Here is an 18,037-nt window from a genome sequence, read left to right on the forward strand (position 1 = left end):
GTCCGCTCTCCCAACACGGTGCTCTGCCAGAGGCGCCCTAGGAGCCTGCGGGCCTGTAACCGGCAATCTCATACGATCTGTAGCCGCCTGTCAGATTCAGCACAGAGAAGCCGTTCTGAATCAGGATACGGGAGGCCGTGTAACCTCGCAGGCCCACCTGGCAGTACACGACGACTTCCCTGGAACGGTCCAGTTCGTCAAGCCGGCCGCGCAGATCATCCACCGGAATGTTGACTGCACCGGGGATGCACCCTTTGGCGAATTCGCCGGGCGTACGCACGTCGACGAGCAGCGCAGCTTCGGGTAATCCTCCGCCGGCAAGCTGAGCCGCCGTAATGACAGGCGACAGGCCCTGCAGCGCATTCACCGCGACGAAGCCGGCCATATTCACCGGGTCCTTAGCCGATGAATATGGCGGCGCATAGGCCAGCTCAAGCTCGGCGAGATCGTGTACGGTACCCTTAAGGCGCATGACGGTCGCAATCACATCGATGCGCTTGTCGGTGCCGCTGCGTCCGAAAGCCTGCGCTCCCAAGATGGCCCCTTCCCGGTCAAAGATCAGCTTGAGCGTGATGGGGGAGGCGCCTGGATAGTAGCCCGCGTGGGAGCCGGGATGCACCGTGACCGTATGATACGGTGTGCCTGCCTTGGTCAGCGCGCGTTCATTCTTACCGGTGGAAGCCCCGGTCAGACCGAACACTTTGAGGATGCTCGTCCCTTGCGAGCCCCTGTAGATTGAATTCAGACCGCAGAGATGGTCTGCGGCAATCCGGCCTTGCTTGTTGGCCGGCCCTGCAAGCGGGATGGCCGCCGGGCTGCCGCTGACGAAGTCAGTGACCTCGACGGCATCGCCGACAGCGTAGATGCCGGCAACGGCGGTCTGCATGTGTGCGTCGACCCGGATATGACCGCGCGGCCCCAGCTCGATCCCGGTGTCCTTCAGGAAGGCGGTCTCCGGCACGACACCGATCGACAGTACCACGAGATCCGCCGGTACGGCTTCCCGGCCGGATAGTTCCACGTGGAGTCCGCCGTCTTCCGCCGCGCGGAAAGCTTCCACGGAGGTGCCGAGGATGAGGCGGACGCCGTGGTCCTCCAGCTCCTTCTCCGCCAGGGTAACTATGTCGGCGTCGAAAGGAGCCAGGAGATGAGGCGCCGCCTCAATCAGGGTTACGTCAAGCCCCCTCTCCCGCAGCACCTCGGCCATCTCGACGCCGATAAATCCACCGCCGACGACCGTGACCCGGCGGACCTGCTCTTCATCGACCAGAGCCTTGATCCGGTCGGTGTCCGGTATGCTGCGGAGTGTGGCGATCCGCGGATGCCCGATCCCTGGAATCTTAGGGCGGATAGGCATCGCTCCCGGCGAGAGGATCAGCTGATCGAAGGTCTCTTCATAGGTCCCCTGCTCCTGGCTGTGCACCGTGACGGTCCTGGCCGCGGTGTTGACGGAAACCGCCTCGCTGCGGGTTCGCACATCGATATTGAACCGTTTCTTCATCATTTCCGGCGTCTGTACGAGCAGCTTGGACCGCTCTTTAATGGTTCCGCCGATATAGTAAGGCAGGCCGCAGTTGGCGAACGAAATGTGCTCGCCGCGCTCCAGCATGATAATTTCTGCCGTCAAGTCCAGCCGGCGCAGGCGCGCAGCCGCGGATGCTCCTCCTGCAACCCCCCCGATAATAATTACTTTTTTGCTCATAAAGAATCTCTCCCTTGTCCGGTTAAGACCGCTATAATTAGAATAAAACGTCCAACAATTCTTTCACTTTCTCCTGCTTCAGCCGGTAGAAGACTTCGAGGCCCCTGCGAGAGCCTTCTATAATCCCTGCCGCCCGAAGTTTCTGCAGATGCATCGATAGTGTGGACTGCTGCAGCTCCAGACACTGCTGCATGTCGCTGACCTTGCAGCTTCCTTTGTCTGCGAGACCTTTCACGATGCATAGGCGGACCGGATGGCCCAGAGCCTTGAGCAGTTCCGCATTCGTCTGATATTGCTCCATATAATCTCACCTTTTCCATGTTCCTTTGATAGGAATAATGTCTTTGTATCATAATATCATGATATATTGATATAGACTGTGATAATTCTCACAACAGATTCTTGTACAAACGTAACCGGGTCTGGATACTCATACAATCCGTCTGCCATGGGATTCATGGTTTATTAGTAGAATATCTGCCCGGAATCGGCATCTGGAAAGGAAGAGCGCCCTTTGAAACCTATAGGCAAATCTGTCTTGATTGTGGAAGATGACCGTCAAATCAGACATCTGATTAAGCTTTATCTGGAAAAAGCGGGTTACGATGTGCAGGAAGCGGCCGACGGGGAAGAAGGCTTACGGCTGTTCGAGAGCTATGATCCGTGCTTCGTCATTCTGGATCTGATGCTGCCGGGACTCTCTGGGGAGGAGCTGTGCCGCATAATCAGAGCGGACTACCGCAGCGACATTCCGATCCTGATCCTGACGGGGAAAGCGGAAGAGAAGGACCGGATCAGAGGGCTGCAGATGGGTGCGGATGACTATGTCACCAAGCCCTTCAGCCCGGCTGAGCTGGTTGTCAGAGTCGGGACCGTGCTTCGTCGGACTTCGGAGAGGTGCGGCAAAATCAGCTTCCGGGGCCTGACGGCCAAGCTGCACCGCAGGGAAGCCAAATACAAAGGAAAGCTGCTTCCGCTGACGCTGCATGAATTCCATCTGCTCTATTATTTCATGAAGCATCCGAATCAGATCGTGACCAGGGAGCAAATACTGAGGGAGCTTTATCCGAATCATACAAAGCTGGTTATAGAGCGGACAATCGACGTCCATGTGAGCAAGCTGCGGGAAAAACTCGCAGCCGCAGCTCCAAACGCAGAGGCGGCGGATTTTATTGAGACGATCCGCGGGATGGGGTATCGGTTTGTCTCTTATTAACAAGGCCTGCTGCTATGGATATGCCGTCTTGCGCTTGAGGTTATTCAATCAGATGCCTTCTTTACAGAGGTAAGCGAATTTTGGCCTCTATTCGAATGAAAAGAAATTCCGGTAACTTTATAGAAACTTAACAATCCCCGGCTATACTGATCTCCAGTGGGACGCCCTTTGATCAGGCGGGTATACTCGTATTCGCATCTCGGGTATGGAAGGAGAGAGGAAGCATGCAGACGATGAAAATAGGTCCTTTTCTCTTGAATATGCAGATTGTGCTATATCTGTTGTTCGGGATTGCGGCGCTGCTGGCCGCGCGGCTTTATTTGAAGAAAGATCCGGACAGAGGAGTTGTCTTCTCATCACTTGAAAATGCATTTCTTATCTGGATTCTCGTCTGGAAAGGGAGCGTACTCGTTTTTGATCCTCTCAGCGTGATCCGTTATCCGATGTCCCTTCTTTATTTTACAGCAGGTGAAAAAGGCATCTGGCTGGCATGGGCGGCTGCAGGAGCCTATATGTGGGCCAGGATTGCCAGACGGAAGCACAGCTTCCAGGCTGCCGCTCCCGCTATGGCTGCAGGTCTGCTGGCAGGCTGGACGACCTACTCCGCTCTGCAGGCATGGCTGCAGCAGGAGCACCTGCTCCCTTATGTGCTCCAGGCGGCACTAGCCGGTGTCCTGCTCCTATCACTGGTGGGAGGCAGACTGCCGCCGAATAGGAGGCTTCTAAGCCTGGGCCTGTGGCTTAGTCTCGGGCAGACGGCCATTCTGTTCACGGTTAATGTCCGTGAACCGGTACTGCTGTCATTCAGCAAGGAGCAACTGCTGCTTCTGCTTGCGGCTGCCGTCATCCTGATCGTGAGGAACAAACCGGATGAAGATCGTTAGGAGGATGGAATGGATAACATAACTTTATGGGTCGCATTCGCGGCGGGAGTGCTCTCCTTTATGTCGCCGTGTGTATTTCCGCTCGTACCGGCGTATGTCTCCCATTTGACGGGAGCTACGGTCGAGGGGGGGCGGATTGATGTTAATAAAAAACTGCTGCTTATCCGTTCCCTGTTTTTCATTGCCGGATTCAGCGCCGTGTTTATTGCAATGGGAACTTCTGCTTCGCTGTTAGGGCGTTTTTTTGCCGAATATCGCGAGCTGATCAGTAAACTAAGCGGCTTGCTTATCGTCGTCTTCGGTTTGCAGATGGCAGGTCTTCTTAACTTCCGGATTCTTATGGGCCAGAAGAACTGGGAAAGCAAGCGGCAGGCAGGAGGCGGGAATTTCGTTTCTTTCATGGTCGGGCTTGCTTTCGGTACGGGCTGGACGCCCTGCGTCGGTCTCGCTCTCTCCGGCATTCTGCTGCTGGCCGGATCATCGGATACCATGTGGAGCGGGGCACTCATGCTGCTGATTTATTCGATCGGAATGGGAATTCCCTTCCTGATTATTTCCCTGATGATTACCTGGTCCGTTAAGTTTCTGAAGAAGATCAACCGCTGGCTGCCGCTTCTGACAATCATCAACGGATGGATCTTCATCGTCATGGGGGCGCTGCTTTTTACCGGCCAACTGCAAAGAATAAGTGCCTATCTGGCCCGTTTCACCTTTTTTGGCATAACCTTGTAAGCGAAAGGAGAGAAAGGGATGAAGAAAAGCATACTCGGAATGTTGATCCTTGCGGGTCTGATCGCATACGGTTTCTACGATTACTACAATTCTAAGAATGAGGAGCTTTCTCCGGGAGCCCAGGTCGATGTTTCCAATAGGGAGGAAGGAATCCAGAAAGGCCAGATTGCTCCTGACTTTGACTTGACAGACCTGGCGGGTAATCCCGTTAAACTGTCCGAATACCGCGGTAAAACGGTATTTGTGAACTTCTGGGCGACATGGTGCCCGCCCTGCCGGGCAGAAATGCCTCATATGCAGAAAGTCCATGATAAGTATAAGGATAAGAATGTCGTATTCCTGGCGGTGAACCTGACCCATACCGAAGAAAAACCTGCGGCAGTCCATGAGTTTGCAGATAATTACGGGCTGACTTTTCCTATCGTGCTGGATGAAGAAGGTAAGGTCTCGAAGAAGTACCAGATCGTTGCCTATCCCACCACCTATATTGTGGACAAACAAGGCGTGATCCGGGAAAAATACCAGGGCGCCATCAATGATGAAATCATGGAAGATGCTATCAAGCGCTTTAAATAACGGATAAAATCCCCGGGGATTTTTGTATGATGCAGAGTTTATAGATTGTTCTTGTATAGACGTTTGGCTTTGTACATTTCAGAGTCTGCTGCGTGGATAATTTCGTCCACCGTTACTTCCATGCTGGATTGAAATACGAATAAACCATGGCTTAGAGATAAGGTGAACGGCTGTCTGTGAAACTGGTTCAGCTTTCTGATCTCACCGCGGATCTCTCGCCATATTAGCCGGACATCAGCCAGACTTCTATGAAAGACGATTACAAACTCATCGCCGCCATAGCGGAACAAGTAATCTTGGGGGTCAATGCCGCTTTGCATCACCCGGCAAGCCGCGTGAATCAGCTGATCCCCTTCGGCATGCCCGTAGCGGTCGTTAACCTCTTTAAGGTTATTGATATCGACGAAGCAGACGACGAATTCGGATCCCAGTTCCTTGGCCTGCTCCATTTCTTCTTGAAGAAGGGCAAGACCGTGTCTTCTGTTCAGAACCCCGGTCATCGCATCGGTTGAAGCATGTTTAGTCAGCTCGATTTCGACCTTTTTCAGCTCCGTAATATCGGTAATTCCCGCGAGAATACAGCTTTCATTCTCAAACTCGATCTGCTCATAGTTTATCATGGCCCATTTGGTGGTCTGCTGTGGCAGGGTAAGCTGGCAAATATGATTCTGGATGCTGCCTGTGCGCGACAGCTCTTCCATGATAGCCTGTTGATCGGCCCGGCTTCGATAAGTAATTCCGGCGTCGATTGCAGATACATTGTCGGAATGAATGTGATAATACTCGGCTGCTTTTGCGTTGAGCAGCAGGATTTTGTCATCGCGTATTCTGGATAGAACGAGCGGATACGGATTTACCGCAAACAGCTTCCGCAGACTTTCCTCCTGCTTCTGGAGCATCTCGGTGTGGGTGAAATCTTTTTGCCGGAAATGATAGAAGGTGCTGACGATAAAGAAAGCGATGACGGCCGTTGCCGTCGTGTTGGTCTGTTTGCTTAACAATGTATACTTATCGTGGCTGGTCAGGAACAGGACTATCAGGAACAAAGGATGAACAGAAAGCAGAAGGAACAGAAAATTTCTAGGTTTGAGAGGAAGGACAATAGCTGTGCTGAGCAAGATGATGATATACGCATCCACGTTTCCTGTCAGACTCTGGCTGTTAAGCGAAGAGGCTGCACCGATCCATATATAATAGCCGGCATACAAGTGGATGAGAAGAACAGGTCCGAGCATTCCTTTAAAAGAAGGCTTCCTGCTGTATACACGGTATAAGCCGAGAAAGAGTGCGGATACAGGGAGGCTGGCGCTATGAATCAGGATAGATCCGAGACGGTAACCGGAGAAAGGAAAATCCTTGAGCTGAACAAAATCGATATAAAAATAGTAGGGATAAGTCACAATCAGCAGAATCGAAATGAAGCGGATCCGTAGCAGAAGGTGGCGTGTATGGGATTCGTCGAAAAAAGCGCGGGCACCGGACGGCTGCAGGAAAGAAGACATGGGAGACAAGGGATTCATCCTTTATGGAGATACGTTTTAAGACTATTTTAACGTACCGGAAAGTTACCATTCAATATAACATGACTAATAAAGGTGATAGAAAAGGACTGTTTTTGCCTCTTTGTCACAGAAAATTCCATTAGTAAACAGCATTTATCCATATATGCCGGAACCTTAGGCTGTGCAAGAACGTTAAAATGAAATAGGCAGCGCGAAGAATAGGGACCAAGGGAAAAAGGGAGGAATTCAACGGGGATACAATCTTTGCTATTTTGACGGATAGGTGGTAGAATTAACGGTTCGTATAAAATAAAACCCTCTCGCGGGTTAACGCAAAAGGGTCTTGAAAAACAACCGTTATTATGTTAAAATTACATGTGCTCAATTTTGTATAGGTATTTTAAATATATCATAATTTTACACTAGCGTCAATACTTATACTTTGTAAGGTACTATGAGGGATGGAAGCATCACCTGCGGGCTTATCAACACAGGTTAGCTTATAGAATAGCTTGCTGGAAGCAAGGCTAGGCCCGATTTCAGGAAGCAGGGAGCTGAACGAATGGCGAAGGATCAAGCGACGGGAATAGAGATCGAAGCTGTGCTGGGATCGGCGAACAAGGCGTTCACCGGGCAAAGCAGAGGGGGCGCAGCGGGCGAATCTCGGGAGCAGGATGAAGTAGTGGATGATCTCTCTCTGCCTGCAGGCATCAAGATTGATGACCCTGTACGCATGTATTTAAAGGAAATCGGACGTGTCGGACTTCTTTCCGCCGAGGAAGAAGTGGATACGGCAAAGAGGATTGAACAAGGGGACGAACAAGCCAAGCAGAGACTGGCAGAAGCCAATCTCAGGCTTGTTGTGAGTATTGCCAGGCGCTACGTTGGGCGCGGCATGCTTTTCCTGGATCTGATCCAGGAAGGCAATATGGGGCTGATGAAAGCCGTAGAGAAGTTCGATCATACGAAAGGCTTCAAATTCAGCACCTATGCGACATGGTGGATCCGCCAGGCGATCACCCGCTCCATTGCGGATCAGGCTCGGACGATTCGTATTCCCGTACATATGGTTGAGACGATCAACAAACTGAACCGCGTTTCGAGAGAGCTGCTCCAGGAACTCGGAAGGGAGCCCGCGCCTGAAGAAATTGCCGCTTTGATGGAGCTCAGCCCGGAGAAGGTTCGCGAGATTATGAAGATCGCTCAAGAACCGGTATCGCTCGAAACGCCCGTCGGCGAGGAAAGCGACACGAATCTAGGCGATTTCATCGAGGATCAGGATGCGCTGGCACCGGCGGATGCGGCAGCATTCGAGCTGCTCAAGACGCAGCTGGAGGACGTGCTCGATACGCTCACCGAGCGGGAAGAGAACGTGCTGCGTCTGCGTTTCGGGCTTGATGACGGGCGTACCCGTACGCTGGAGGAAGTCGGTCAAGTCTTCGGCGTGACCCGCGAGCGGATTCGTCAGATCGAGGCCAAGGCGCTCCGTAAGCTGAGACATCCGAGCCGCAGCAAGCGACTCAAGGATTTTCTCGAATAATCCGGCGGCGTACGGACGAGAGAATGGGCCCGATTGCATGAGGTCTGTTCGAGCCGCAGCAAGCTTGTTTTTGACTGTCCAAAGTAAAAGGCGTACTCTTGTAGTACGCCTTTTTTTGCGTAAAAGATGGAAATTTGCACGTAGTTTTTTAACCATGAACATGTAATCGTTTTTATGAAAAACCGGTTATAAACCCATACAGCTGTAAAATTCTATGAAAGGGTGTGAACCTATGGCTGTTCAGAAGGAACCGGACTATGCCATTGACTATGGAGATCCGGCTGCATCCGCGGGGATTTCAGTGTTTTCAGAGCAGTTTGACGATGCTTTTTATTACGACGGGGATGATTTGGGTGCGCGGTATGCAGCGGATGGGACCGACTTCAAGCTATGGGCGCCGACGGCGTTCGAGGCCTTTCTGGTGCTCTATGAGAGCTGGCAGGGGGAACCGCAGCAGGTTCTGGCCATGGAGCGTTCTGTAAAAGGAACTTGGGCATTGACCGTCCGGGAGGATCTGGAAGGCCGATATTATACGTATCGGGTCCGGATCGGCGATCAGTGGAATGAAGCGGTTGATCCTTATGCGAGAGCGGTTGGCGTCAACGGGGATCGGGGATATTTGACCGACCTGTCCCGGACGACTCCTTCCGCTTGGCTGAAGACAGATGACGGGCTGCAGGACGCGGGGCCGGAACCGGTCTCCGCCGTCGATGCCGTTATTTACGAAGTGAACGTTCGTGACTTCACGGTTCATCCGGCAAGCGGTGCTGCCCATAAAGGGAAATTTCTCGGATTAAGCGAATCGGGTACCCGCGGACCCGGAGGGATTAAGACGGGCCTCGATCATCTGGCGGATCTTGGCGTCACGCATGTGCAGCTTATGCCGGTATACGATTTCAGCACGGAAAGCGTAGATGAGACCCGCCTGGAGGACGGCCAGTATAACTGGGGATATGATCCCAAGAATTATAATGTGCCGGAAGGCTCCTATGCGACGGACCCCTACGATCCGGCCGCCCGTGTCCGGGAATTGAAAGAACTCATCGCTGCGCTCCACAGCCGGGGACTCCGGGTTATTATGGATGTGGTTTATAACCATATGTATGATGCTTACCGGGCTAATCTGACCAAGCTTGTTCCAGGCTACTATTTCCGCTATAAAAGTGACGGCACCCTCTCCGATGGGTCTTTCTGCGGGAACGAAATGGCCTCGGAAAGACGGATGGTGCGGAAATTCATTCTGGATTCCGTGCTCTACTGGGCGAAGGAATACCGGATGGACGGGTTCCGCTTCGATCTGATGGGACTTCTCGATGTCGGTACGATGACGGAAATTCGTATGAGGCTGGATGAGATAGATCCTTCTATGATTCTGATCGGGGAAGGCTGGATCATGGAGACCGAGCTACCTTGGCCGGATCGAGCCAATCAGCAGCAGGCTGACCGGCTGCCCCGGATCGGCCAGTTTAATGACGTGCTCAGAGATGCGGTCAAAGGGAATATTTTTGACGCGCAGTGGAGCCGGGGCTTTATCGGCGGCGATACACAAGCCGCGTTCGGGGTAAAGCTGGGTATTGTGGGAGGCATTCCTTATCACGAAGGCATGAAGCTCTTTGCCCAGGAACCCGGGCAATGTGTGAATTATGCGGAGTGTCATGATAACCGGACACTGTGGGATGGAATTAGCCTGTCGGCCGGAGAACGGCCGGAAGAGGTGCGCAGACAGATGCACCGGCTCGCGTCCGCGATCGTACTGACGAGCCAGGGCATTCCGTTTCTTCATGCCGGGCAGGAGTTCATGCGGACGAAGAACGGAGTCGAGAACAGCTACAATTCGCCGGATGAGATTAACATGATGGACTGGGACCGGTGTTTCGAGCGGCGGGATGATGTGGCCTATCTGAAAGCGCTGATTGCGCTGCGGGCCGGACATCCTGCATTCCGGATGAGAAGCGCGGAGGAGATTCGCAGCCGTCTGTACTTCGAGCATGCAGCCGAGCACTGCATTGCCTACACTCTGCGGGATCATGCGGGTGGCGATGCAGCAGCGCACCTGTACGTGCTGTATCACGCGGCAGAGGGAGATACGACTCTCTACCTGCCGGAGCTTGGCGAATGGAAGATTGTATTTGGCGTGGAGCACGTCCGAAGGCTCGAAGCTGCCATTCTGGAAGCGGGCGGAATCGGAATGATTGTATTAGCTGTAAGCTGACTAATTGTTTAAAGTGAACCCGGTGCTGGTGGCATCCGGGTTTTTTCATGCCGACACACAGAGAAATTGTAACCCCGTCTGCAGTTTTCCAAACTATAGAAGAAGAGATAGAGATTACAGATTTAGTTAGAAGGGTAAATTTATACAGATGGATCTGAAAATCGCCGGTTATTATGTTTCCTGTCAGGAGATGAGAGTCTATATATTTGGGATAGAGGAGAGATTACTGTGAAGCGGAAAATTTTGATTACGGGTGCTTCCGGCATCATCGGGCAGGCCATCATAGAAGGACTGCGCGGAATAAGGAAGTACGAAGTGTTGGGAGCGGATATTGAGGCGGATGAGAAGAAGGGGATTGTTCCACTGGATGTCACCGATCCTGCTATGCTGGAGGAATTGACCAAGGGTGTGCATACGGTGCTGCATATTGCTTGGGCCGAGGATAGTGAGGATTTTCTGGGCAAAGTACTGCCGGTCAATGTGACCGGGGCTTATCACGTATACGAAGCTGCCCGTAAGAATGGTGTCAAAAGAGTTATTTTTGCCAGCTCCAATCATGCGACCGGGTATTACAGGGTTGGCGAGGATGTGGAGGTAACCGATCCCTACCGGCCGGATAGTTTCTACGGCTTGAGCAAGTGTTATATTGAGCTGCTTGGCAGGCTTTATGCCGATAAGCATAATATTTCGTCCATTAATATGAGGATCGGGAATTTTCCGGGAGACGACCGGCCTCATTCCGAGCGGTCCGCTCATATTTGGATATCCTCCCGGGATATGGTGCAGTTGGCCTTACGCTGTATTGAGGCAGATTCTTCGATCAAATTTCTGTGTTTGTACGGCACGTCTAATAACTCGGGAAATTATTACGATATCGGCTATTTGAAACAGTTGATCGGCTATGAACCCCAGGATGACGCTTCCGAGCTTCTGGAAGAGGCCCGGCGGCGCAATAAGAAGATCAAGCAGGACGAGACTTCTTATCAAGGGGGAAGCTACGCAGATAAGCGGCCTTCTTGAATTCTATTCCTTGCCAAAAAAAGCCTGGAAGAAAACACTTCGCTCCGTGTTTTCTTCCAGGCTTTTATGTCCCTAGAAGCCGTCGTTAATTTGCCGGGCTGTTAAGTCGTACTCCCATCTCGTGTAACGGCTTAATTTCTCAATAGTCTGGGTCTCGCCGCTGCTTTTATAAGAAAAATTCAAGGAAGAAGGAGCTTTAATTTGGACTGCATATTTGCCGGGTTTCACCGTCTTGCCTTCTTTATCTTTGAAATCCCATACGGGAAGCTTAGCGCTGTAAATGGATTCGGCAGGCAGGAGTCCTTGAAGAAGAGGGAGCCGTCTGCTGTAAATAACTTCTTCTTTACCGGAATCTATGCGGACAACCTCGTACTCCACCTGGAGAGGATCAATAACAATGTCGTCTTTGCTTCCATTCTTGAATTCCAGGACAGGAGCGATTCCGCGAACCCCTTCATTAACAGCCGGGCGTCCAAAAACAAGCCCCGCCACATCTGTCAGGAAGCCGTCATGGAATCCTTCTGTATACATAACCCCCCACGTATCCCGAACAACGACTTCATAGGAGTCTGCTAAGCCTCTGGCATAGAACGGCGCAGTAAATGTAATCGCTTCCCCGTTAGCGGCTGGGGCTGAGTCTTTGCTGGGCGGCAGGATCACGGTAGAACCGGTGATGGTGTTGTCCTTGCCCACAGCATGAATCTCAATGATCCGGCCGGACAGCTCTTTATTCACCCGCAGAATTCCGGTTATGCTGTCCGTATCCTTAATGACGCTCAGACGACTGACCGAAACATAACCATCCGTATCTTCCAGGGTGACTCCCGGCGATTCGGAGGATACGTACAGGTCAATGGCGCTTTTTCCATCGGATGCGGAGGAAGGAGGGGAATAGGTCACTTCGGCGTTCACGGCGTCTGAGAAAGCTCTCAGAGGGATGTATGCCTTGTTATTGTAATTAATGACGGGATTATTGATAAGATCCAGTTGTGAGTGTGCGCCGTCCATATGAACCGTTACTTTACTCGGGAATAAATACGCTTGCAGGCTTGGGGATGCGAAAACAATCGTGCAGGCGGATATACCGATTCCGGCGATCATGCCGGATACAAACTTTTTCAATGCAATCACTCCTTGAAGCGGATTAGGGAAGGGAATCTAAAGATGTAGACGGATTTATGTGGAAAATGTTGCCTAATTGAAGAAATCCCAATTTCCTTAATGTAAACTGGCAGCTCCTATTCCGTCACTATTCAAAACGGCTGCCGCATCGGATCATGGTAGTCCTTTATTGAAGCCGAAAAAGGGCATATTCCGTACCTTGTAAAGTTTTCCAGATTATGCTACCATAACTTTACACGGTACCTTGCAATAATTAGTACCAAGCAAAGTGATGGTGAATAACCATGAATGTACAATTCAAAAAAGGGGTCCTGGAGTTGTGTGTGCTCGTATTGACGGCGCGACAGGACCGTTATGGATACGAACTGGTCGAGCAAATCTCCCGCAGGTTCGAAATCGCGGAAGGGACCATCTATCCGCTATTGCGCAGACTGACGCTTGACGGTTTATTCTCTTCTTATCTCAAAGAATCCACGGAAGGGCCGCCTCGCAAATATTACAAGCTCACAGAGCAAGGACACGCAGTCATGAGTGAGCAGATTGCGGAGTGGCGGCTATTTGCCAAAGGCGTGGAGGAAATGATTGAGGAGGGACAATCCGGTGAATAAAGAAACCTACTTGCGCGAATTGGCCCGTTATTTGAAGTCTCTGCCCAAACTCGAACAAGATGAAATTTTGGGCGATTATGAAGCCCATTTTGAACATGCAGCCTACAGGGGCCGCTCGGAGGAAGAAACGGCTCGAGGTCTCGGCCAGCCGAAATTAATCGCCAGAGAAGTGCTCGCCCAGCTGCAGGTCCGCAAGGCGGGAATATCGCCAACGCTGGCCACGGTCACCAAGGCGGCGCTTGCTACGGCAGCTCTGGGCACCATCAATCTGGTGCTGGTGCTGGTGCCGTTCCTAGGGAGCCTCTTCCTGCTCGGCTGCTGCTATCTGCTGGCACTGGCTTTGCTCGGCTCGCCGGTCATTATGCTCATCCAGCACGGACTTACGGTATCCCTGCTCAGCGATTTATTCCTGATGCTTGGCTATATCGGGCTCGGAATCATCCTGATTCTCGGTCTGTTTCAACTTACGAAATGGTACTTCAGACAAACGGTACGCTATTTGAACTACAATCTTCAAATGGTGGAAAGGAGATACAAGAATGTCGGTTAGAAAGCTATTCATTCTCGCGGGATCATTGATCGGCATTGCCATAATCGGTAACGTCATTCTGTTCTTTATGGGCCAGTCCCCTTTTAATCTCGTTGAATTGAATCAGAGGCAGAGCGTAAGCACCGATGGATTACGGGAAGTGAAGGTCGAGTCCCATATAGGGGAGATCGAGGTTATACCCGCGGACGGGAATGAAATCCAGGTTCAGATGAACGGCAAGGCTACACGTAAATGGGAAAAGGATTATGAGCTGACGGCTGTCAAGAATAACGGTGTGCTGACGGTCGAATTCAAAGAAAAGGGCGGACTGAGAGTGTTCGACCTTTACAGCAAAATTAAGCTTTCGGTAGCGATCCCTGCAAAAACGGGTGTAGAGCTGCTGGAAGTCAAAACCGATACGGATCCGATCCGGGTTCACAACATCCGATCCGCTCAATTTGCCTTCAGCAGCGATACGGGCAGCATTGATGCAGACGTTCCAAGCGGCAAGTTCGATGTCAAATCGGACACCGGTAATGTGACTCTCCGGTTGAAGGAGATCGCCGGTCCGATCACCGTTGTTACAGATACCGGTCATATTACCGTCCAGACGAGTACGGCACCTGCGTCCCTGAGTACGAATCTGCAGACCGATAGCGGGGTAAAGAGAGTGACACTGCCGGAAGCGGCCGGAAGCGCCGGTCCTTTAGTAGAGCTGCGATCCGATAGCGGCAATGTAAGTTTGCTGAACGAATAGAAGTTTTCATACCTCCTAGAGTATTTCCCAGCTCACAATACGGCCATCAGCGCCTTCCAAATCCAAATCTACCTCAACTGTTTAAACCTCTGAACCATCCGAATTCTGCAAATAGAAAGTTTAACCGATCCGTAATTAGCTACCTTCTTGTTGTAAGAAATGCCGGAAATGGGCTTCGTGCGTCTAAGTGTATCCATTTAAGGAGGTAATGAATAATGCTTCAAGTTATTAATAAAAATGTTATTTTGAATTGCTCCGGTTTAAGAAAAACGTATGCGACCGGGACCGAACTCTTCCATGCCGCTAAAGATATTAATCTGGAGCTGTATGAAGGTGACTTTACCGTTATCATGGGGAGCTCCGGGTCAGGAAAGTCCACCCTGCTGTACATGCTGAGCGGGCTCGACAGTGTAACATCTGGAGAGATTTATTTTAAGGGCAAGCGGATTGATGATTATTCCGAGACGGACTTGGCTCATTTTCGCGCTAAACAAATCGGTTATGTATACCAGTCGATCAATCTCGTACCGGATTTGACGCTTTTCGAGAACATCGCTTTTCCGGGGTATGTGGCGGGCTTCAGCAAGAGTGAAGTGAAGGGCAAAGCTCTGTCGCTGATGAACAAAATGGGCATAGACGGCCAGAAGAACAGGCTGCCTGCTCAAGTATCCGGCGGACAGCAGCAGAGAGCGGCCATAGCCCGCGCACTCATTAATTCCCCGGAAATTATTTTTGCCGATGAACCCACCGGTGCACTGAGCCAGGAGCAGGGCACGGCGATTCTCGATATTCTGACCGGGATGAATCAGCAGGGCCAGTCCGTTGTGATGGTGACGCATGATCTGAAGGCGGCTTGCAGAGCCGACCGGCTCATTGTCGTAAAAGACGGCCGGATTGCGGGTATTCTCGAACTGGATAAATTCCGGGAAGAGAACATAGACGCCCGCGAGAAAATGATTTATGCCTTTGTCTCGGGAAAGGAGTGAGGGACGATGTATCCCATTTGGCTGCTTTGTTTATCCAATTTGAAGAGGAAAAAAGTCCAGACGGTGTTTATCGGTCTGATCATCATGCTTGCTTCATTGCTGTTCTCGACAGCTATTGTGGTCATGAACAATACGGGGAGTATTTACTCCGATTTTCATAACCGGGTCAACGGCTCGCATGAACTTCTGAGGTTAGAGGAAGGACTTCATGATCCGGCGGTTGTTCACGAATGGTGGGAGAAGCAGTCAGGCGTGACTGCATCCGAAATGATGCGATACCGCTATATAGCAGGCTATTCTCACGGAGACAAGGCTTATCCCAATACGGATTTGTTTATGATGGATACACCGGCGGGACCAATGGCTGTCGATCAGCTTGTCTTTGTGCAGGGCAGCCAGTCGCCGGTACCTCAAGCCGGAACGATTTGGATTCCGACTTCACTCGCTTATGCGAACAAAATCAATGTCGGAGATACGCTTTCTTTTCAGAAAGATGCAGAGACCCTGCAGCTCCGGGTGTCCGCCGTGGTAGTGGATATTCCTTACAGTTCACCGTTCACCTCTACATCGAGAATCTGGATGAACACTCAGGATTATACACAGTATCTGTCCGTCATGGAGGGGAAAGACCGGCATATGATGGGTCTTAGATTCGATAATTACAGCCAGAGCGCTTCTTATTGGGCGGCTTTCGAGAAGAAACTGGGCACACCTTATCTGGAATCGGTGTCGAGATTTGAAAGTTTGTCTTCTTTTTATATGATTACGAATAAAATGATCGGCTTCATCATGATTTTCCTGGCCGTGTTTATGATTATTGTAGCCCTCTACACGGTTGGATTCACCATCTCCGACGCGATCTTATCGAATTACAAGACCATCGGCGTGTTGAAATCGATGGGTTTCACTTCGGGAAGAACCGTCGGGATTTATGTCATCCAGTACGCGCTATTGGCTGTTGTCGCAGTCGTGCCCGGCATCGTGCTCAGTTATTTCTTCTCGCGGACCGTTGTGGAGATGTCCCTGTCTTATCTGAGGACACCGGATTCAGGAATCGGGATAGAGTTCGGGGCTTCGGCGGTTATCGTCGGACTGCTGATCGTAGCTACCGTAATTGCGGCGGCGTACTTCTTCTCGAATAAAGCCCGCTCGATCCAGCCGGTTCAGGCCATCCGTTTCGGTATGTCGGAGAAGGACTCCGCTAAGATGACACGGCGGATGAAGACTTCCGGCGGCAGGCTGTTCGGATTCGACCGACTTCCGATTCCGGTCTCGATCGGACTCAGAGGAGTAATGAAGAATATCCGTGGCTCGCTGCTGATGGCGCTGATCTCGGCTTCGACGACTGCTGTGCTTATCTTCGGATTTGTCTTTATTTTCAGTATTGTGTCCATGAACACGACCATTGCTTCTTGGGGATACGACTCCTCGGATGTCTCGCTCAGAATCGACAATAACATGCAGGTATCGAACAAAGAGTTTGAGCAGAAAGTCTTAGCTGATCCCAGAATTAAGAACCACAGCCGTCTGGGGGAGATTAACGGTGTGCTGCCAGTGGGCTCTGCAGGTAATTCAAAGCCGGGCGAAGATTCGCTAAGTGTAATCATGTCCGTCGTAGAGGGCAAATATGACGATATCGGAGTCGTTAATCTGGAAGGGCGCAATCCCGCCGGGCCGAATGAAATCGCCGTCGGAGTCAATGTGGCCCGGACGCTTAATAAATCTATCGGCGATTCGCTGGACGTCTATATTCAGGGCGAGAAAACAACGTTGACCCTTACGGGAATCTATCAGGCAATTGCGAACATGTCTTATTCGGCCCGGGTGCCGGTAGAGGCGGTGCGCAGCATCCAGCCTGACTTCGATGCTATGGACGCGTACTTCATTAATCTCCAGCCGGGTACTTCTCCCGACAGCTTCGTTCATGAAGTGGAGGGCAAATTCGGCAGTGCCGTATGGGCAGCCACTCACGAATCGCTTGTGAAGCAGGTATTCTCTCAAGCCGTAGCTGTACTTGTACTTCCCATGACGATTATGGGTCTGCTGTTCGTCATAGTGACTTTAGTTATCGTCTATAGCATATGCCGCATCAACATCCGTAAGGAACAAAAAACATACGGAATTTACAAGTCAATCGGGATGACATCCAGAGGGATACGGTCCGCAGTTACGTCTGGTACACTGGCCCTATCCGCCGTCGGAGCTTTGGCAGGCATACCGCTCGGCCTATACGGACTGCCCGTTCTGCTGAATTATATTTTGTCGGATTACGGGATTGTTAAAATGCCGCTCATTCTGAATTGGGGGGGGATCGGGACTGCTGTACTGTTAAGCTTCTTAGCAGTAGGCTTCGGCTCGTGGGGAGCTTCCAAAGTAGTCAGAGCCACGTCTCCGCGAATTCTAACCGTTGAATAGAATAAGATTCTAAAAGCAAACGAGCAGCATTCGCTGCCGTTTGCTTTTTTTAATTTCGTGTAAAGATTGTAATTTTACTTAAAAAAGTTTAGAATGGTTAAAAATTGTTAATTTACAAGAACTATATCTTACGAATTATTGACATTTTTTTACGAGTGGAAGAAAATAAAGGCAATAAACTTTTGCGATTCATCCATTCTTCTCCCCAGACATCTTCAGAGCTCGGCCATCCAGAC

Annotated in this window: 16 protein-coding genes; 12 read left to right on the top strand and 4 right to left on the bottom strand. The window is 51.1% G+C overall.

Annotation, left to right across the window (positions count from 1 at the left end; genetic code table 11):
• Positions 1–37 precede the first annotated feature (37 nt).
• The gene (locus AR333_RS15375) at positions 38–1,702 is read right to left on the bottom strand and encodes an FAD-dependent oxidoreductase (protein WP_068776257.1); all 1,665 of its coding nucleotides are present in this window, start codon (positions 1,700–1,702) and stop codon (positions 38–40) included.
• Positions 1,703–1,739: 37 nt separating this feature from the next.
• On the bottom strand, positions 1,740–2,003 hold the full coding sequence (locus tag AR333_RS15380; protein ID WP_068776258.1) for a helix-turn-helix transcriptional regulator: 264 nt from the start codon (positions 2,001–2,003) through the stop codon (positions 1,740–1,742).
• A 213-nt stretch (positions 2,004–2,216) separates the two neighbouring features.
• On the opposite strand from AR333_RS15380, the gene AR333_RS15385 reads away from it, so the two are divergent.
• From AR333_RS15385 to AR333_RS15400, 4 genes are all read left to right on the top strand, one after another.
• Positions 2,217–2,918, top strand: a complete 702-nt coding sequence (locus tag AR333_RS15385) for a response regulator transcription factor (RefSeq protein ID WP_068776259.1) — start codon at positions 2,217–2,219, stop codon at positions 2,916–2,918.
• 224 nt (positions 2,919–3,142) lie between these two features.
• The gene (locus AR333_RS15390) at positions 3,143–3,802 is read left to right on the top strand and encodes a hypothetical protein (protein WP_068776260.1); all 660 of its coding nucleotides are present in this window, start codon (positions 3,143–3,145) and stop codon (positions 3,800–3,802) included.
• Positions 3,803–3,811: 9 nt separating this feature from the next.
• Positions 3,812–4,534, top strand: a complete 723-nt coding sequence (locus AR333_RS15395; protein ID WP_084783723.1) for a cytochrome c biogenesis CcdA family protein — start codon at positions 3,812–3,814, stop codon at positions 4,532–4,534.
• Positions 4,535–4,552: 18 nt separating this feature from the next.
• Positions 4,553–5,110 (top strand): peroxiredoxin, encoded by a 558-nt coding sequence (locus tag AR333_RS15400; RefSeq protein WP_068776261.1) that lies wholly within the window; start codon positions 4,553–4,555, stop codon positions 5,108–5,110.
• Positions 5,111–5,148: 38 nt separating this feature from the next.
• Here AR333_RS15400 and AR333_RS15405 read toward each other — a convergent pair whose 3' ends face one another.
• Positions 5,149–6,612, bottom strand: a complete 1,464-nt coding sequence (locus AR333_RS15405; RefSeq protein ID WP_068776262.1) for a GGDEF domain-containing protein — start codon at positions 6,610–6,612, stop codon at positions 5,149–5,151.
• 562 nt (positions 6,613–7,174) lie between these two features.
• On the opposite strand from AR333_RS15405, the gene rpoD reads away from it, so the two are divergent.
• The 3 genes from rpoD to AR333_RS15420 all read left to right on the top strand — a co-directional run bounded on the left by rpoD (position 7,175) and on the right by AR333_RS15420 (position 11,384).
• Positions 7,175–8,152 carry an RNA polymerase sigma factor RpoD gene (rpoD, locus tag AR333_RS15410; RefSeq protein WP_253735867.1) on the top strand — a complete coding sequence of 326 codons (978 nt, stop codon included), beginning with the start codon at positions 7,175–7,177 and terminating at the stop codon, positions 8,150–8,152.
• A 232-nt stretch (positions 8,153–8,384) separates the two neighbouring features.
• Positions 8,385–10,364 carry a type I pullulanase gene (pulA, locus tag AR333_RS15415; RefSeq protein ID WP_068776263.1) on the top strand — a complete coding sequence of 660 codons (1,980 nt, stop codon included), beginning with the start codon at positions 8,385–8,387 and terminating at the stop codon, positions 10,362–10,364.
• Between the two features lie 228 nt (positions 10,365–10,592).
• The gene (locus AR333_RS15420; RefSeq protein WP_068776264.1) at positions 10,593–11,384 is read left to right on the top strand and encodes an NAD(P)-dependent oxidoreductase; all 792 of its coding nucleotides are present in this window, start codon (positions 10,593–10,595) and stop codon (positions 11,382–11,384) included.
• 72 nt (positions 11,385–11,456) lie between these two features.
• Here AR333_RS15420 and AR333_RS15425 read toward each other — a convergent pair whose 3' ends face one another.
• Positions 11,457–12,506: a hypothetical protein gene (locus AR333_RS15425; RefSeq protein WP_068776265.1), complete on the bottom strand. Its 1,050-nt coding sequence runs from the start codon at positions 12,504–12,506 to the stop codon at positions 11,457–11,459.
• Positions 12,507–12,790: 284 nt separating this feature from the next.
• Between AR333_RS15425 and AR333_RS15430 the strand changes: the two genes are divergently transcribed.
• From AR333_RS15430 to AR333_RS15450, 5 genes are all read left to right on the top strand, one after another.
• The gene (locus AR333_RS15430) at positions 12,791–13,114 is read left to right on the top strand and encodes a PadR family transcriptional regulator (RefSeq protein ID WP_068776266.1); all 324 of its coding nucleotides are present in this window, start codon (positions 12,791–12,793) and stop codon (positions 13,112–13,114) included.
• Positions 13,107–13,664 (top strand): DUF1700 domain-containing protein, encoded by a 558-nt coding sequence (locus AR333_RS15435; RefSeq protein ID WP_068776267.1) that lies wholly within the window; start codon positions 13,107–13,109, stop codon positions 13,662–13,664. The genes AR333_RS15430 and AR333_RS15435 overlap by 8 nt, the downstream gene beginning before the upstream one ends.
• On the top strand, positions 13,654–14,400 hold the full coding sequence (locus AR333_RS15440) for a DUF4097 family beta strand repeat-containing protein (RefSeq protein ID WP_068776268.1): 747 nt from the start codon (positions 13,654–13,656) through the stop codon (positions 14,398–14,400). The genes AR333_RS15435 and AR333_RS15440 overlap by 11 nt, the downstream gene beginning before the upstream one ends.
• 215 nt (positions 14,401–14,615) lie before the next feature.
• Positions 14,616–15,386 (top strand): ABC transporter ATP-binding protein, encoded by a 771-nt coding sequence (locus AR333_RS15445; protein ID WP_068776269.1) that lies wholly within the window; start codon positions 14,616–14,618, stop codon positions 15,384–15,386.
• A gap of 6 nt (positions 15,387–15,392) precedes the next feature.
• A complete protein-coding gene (locus AR333_RS15450; protein ID WP_068776270.1) occupies positions 15,393–17,801 on the top strand; it encodes an FtsX-like permease family protein in 2,409 nt (802 codons plus the stop codon).
• The last annotated feature ends 236 nt before the right edge of the window (positions 17,802–18,037 follow it).

The sequence above is a fragment of the Paenibacillus sp. FJAT-26967 genome, assembly GCF_001541095.1.
Lineage (GTDB): Bacteria > Bacillota > Bacilli > Paenibacillales > NBRC-103111 > Paenibacillus_F.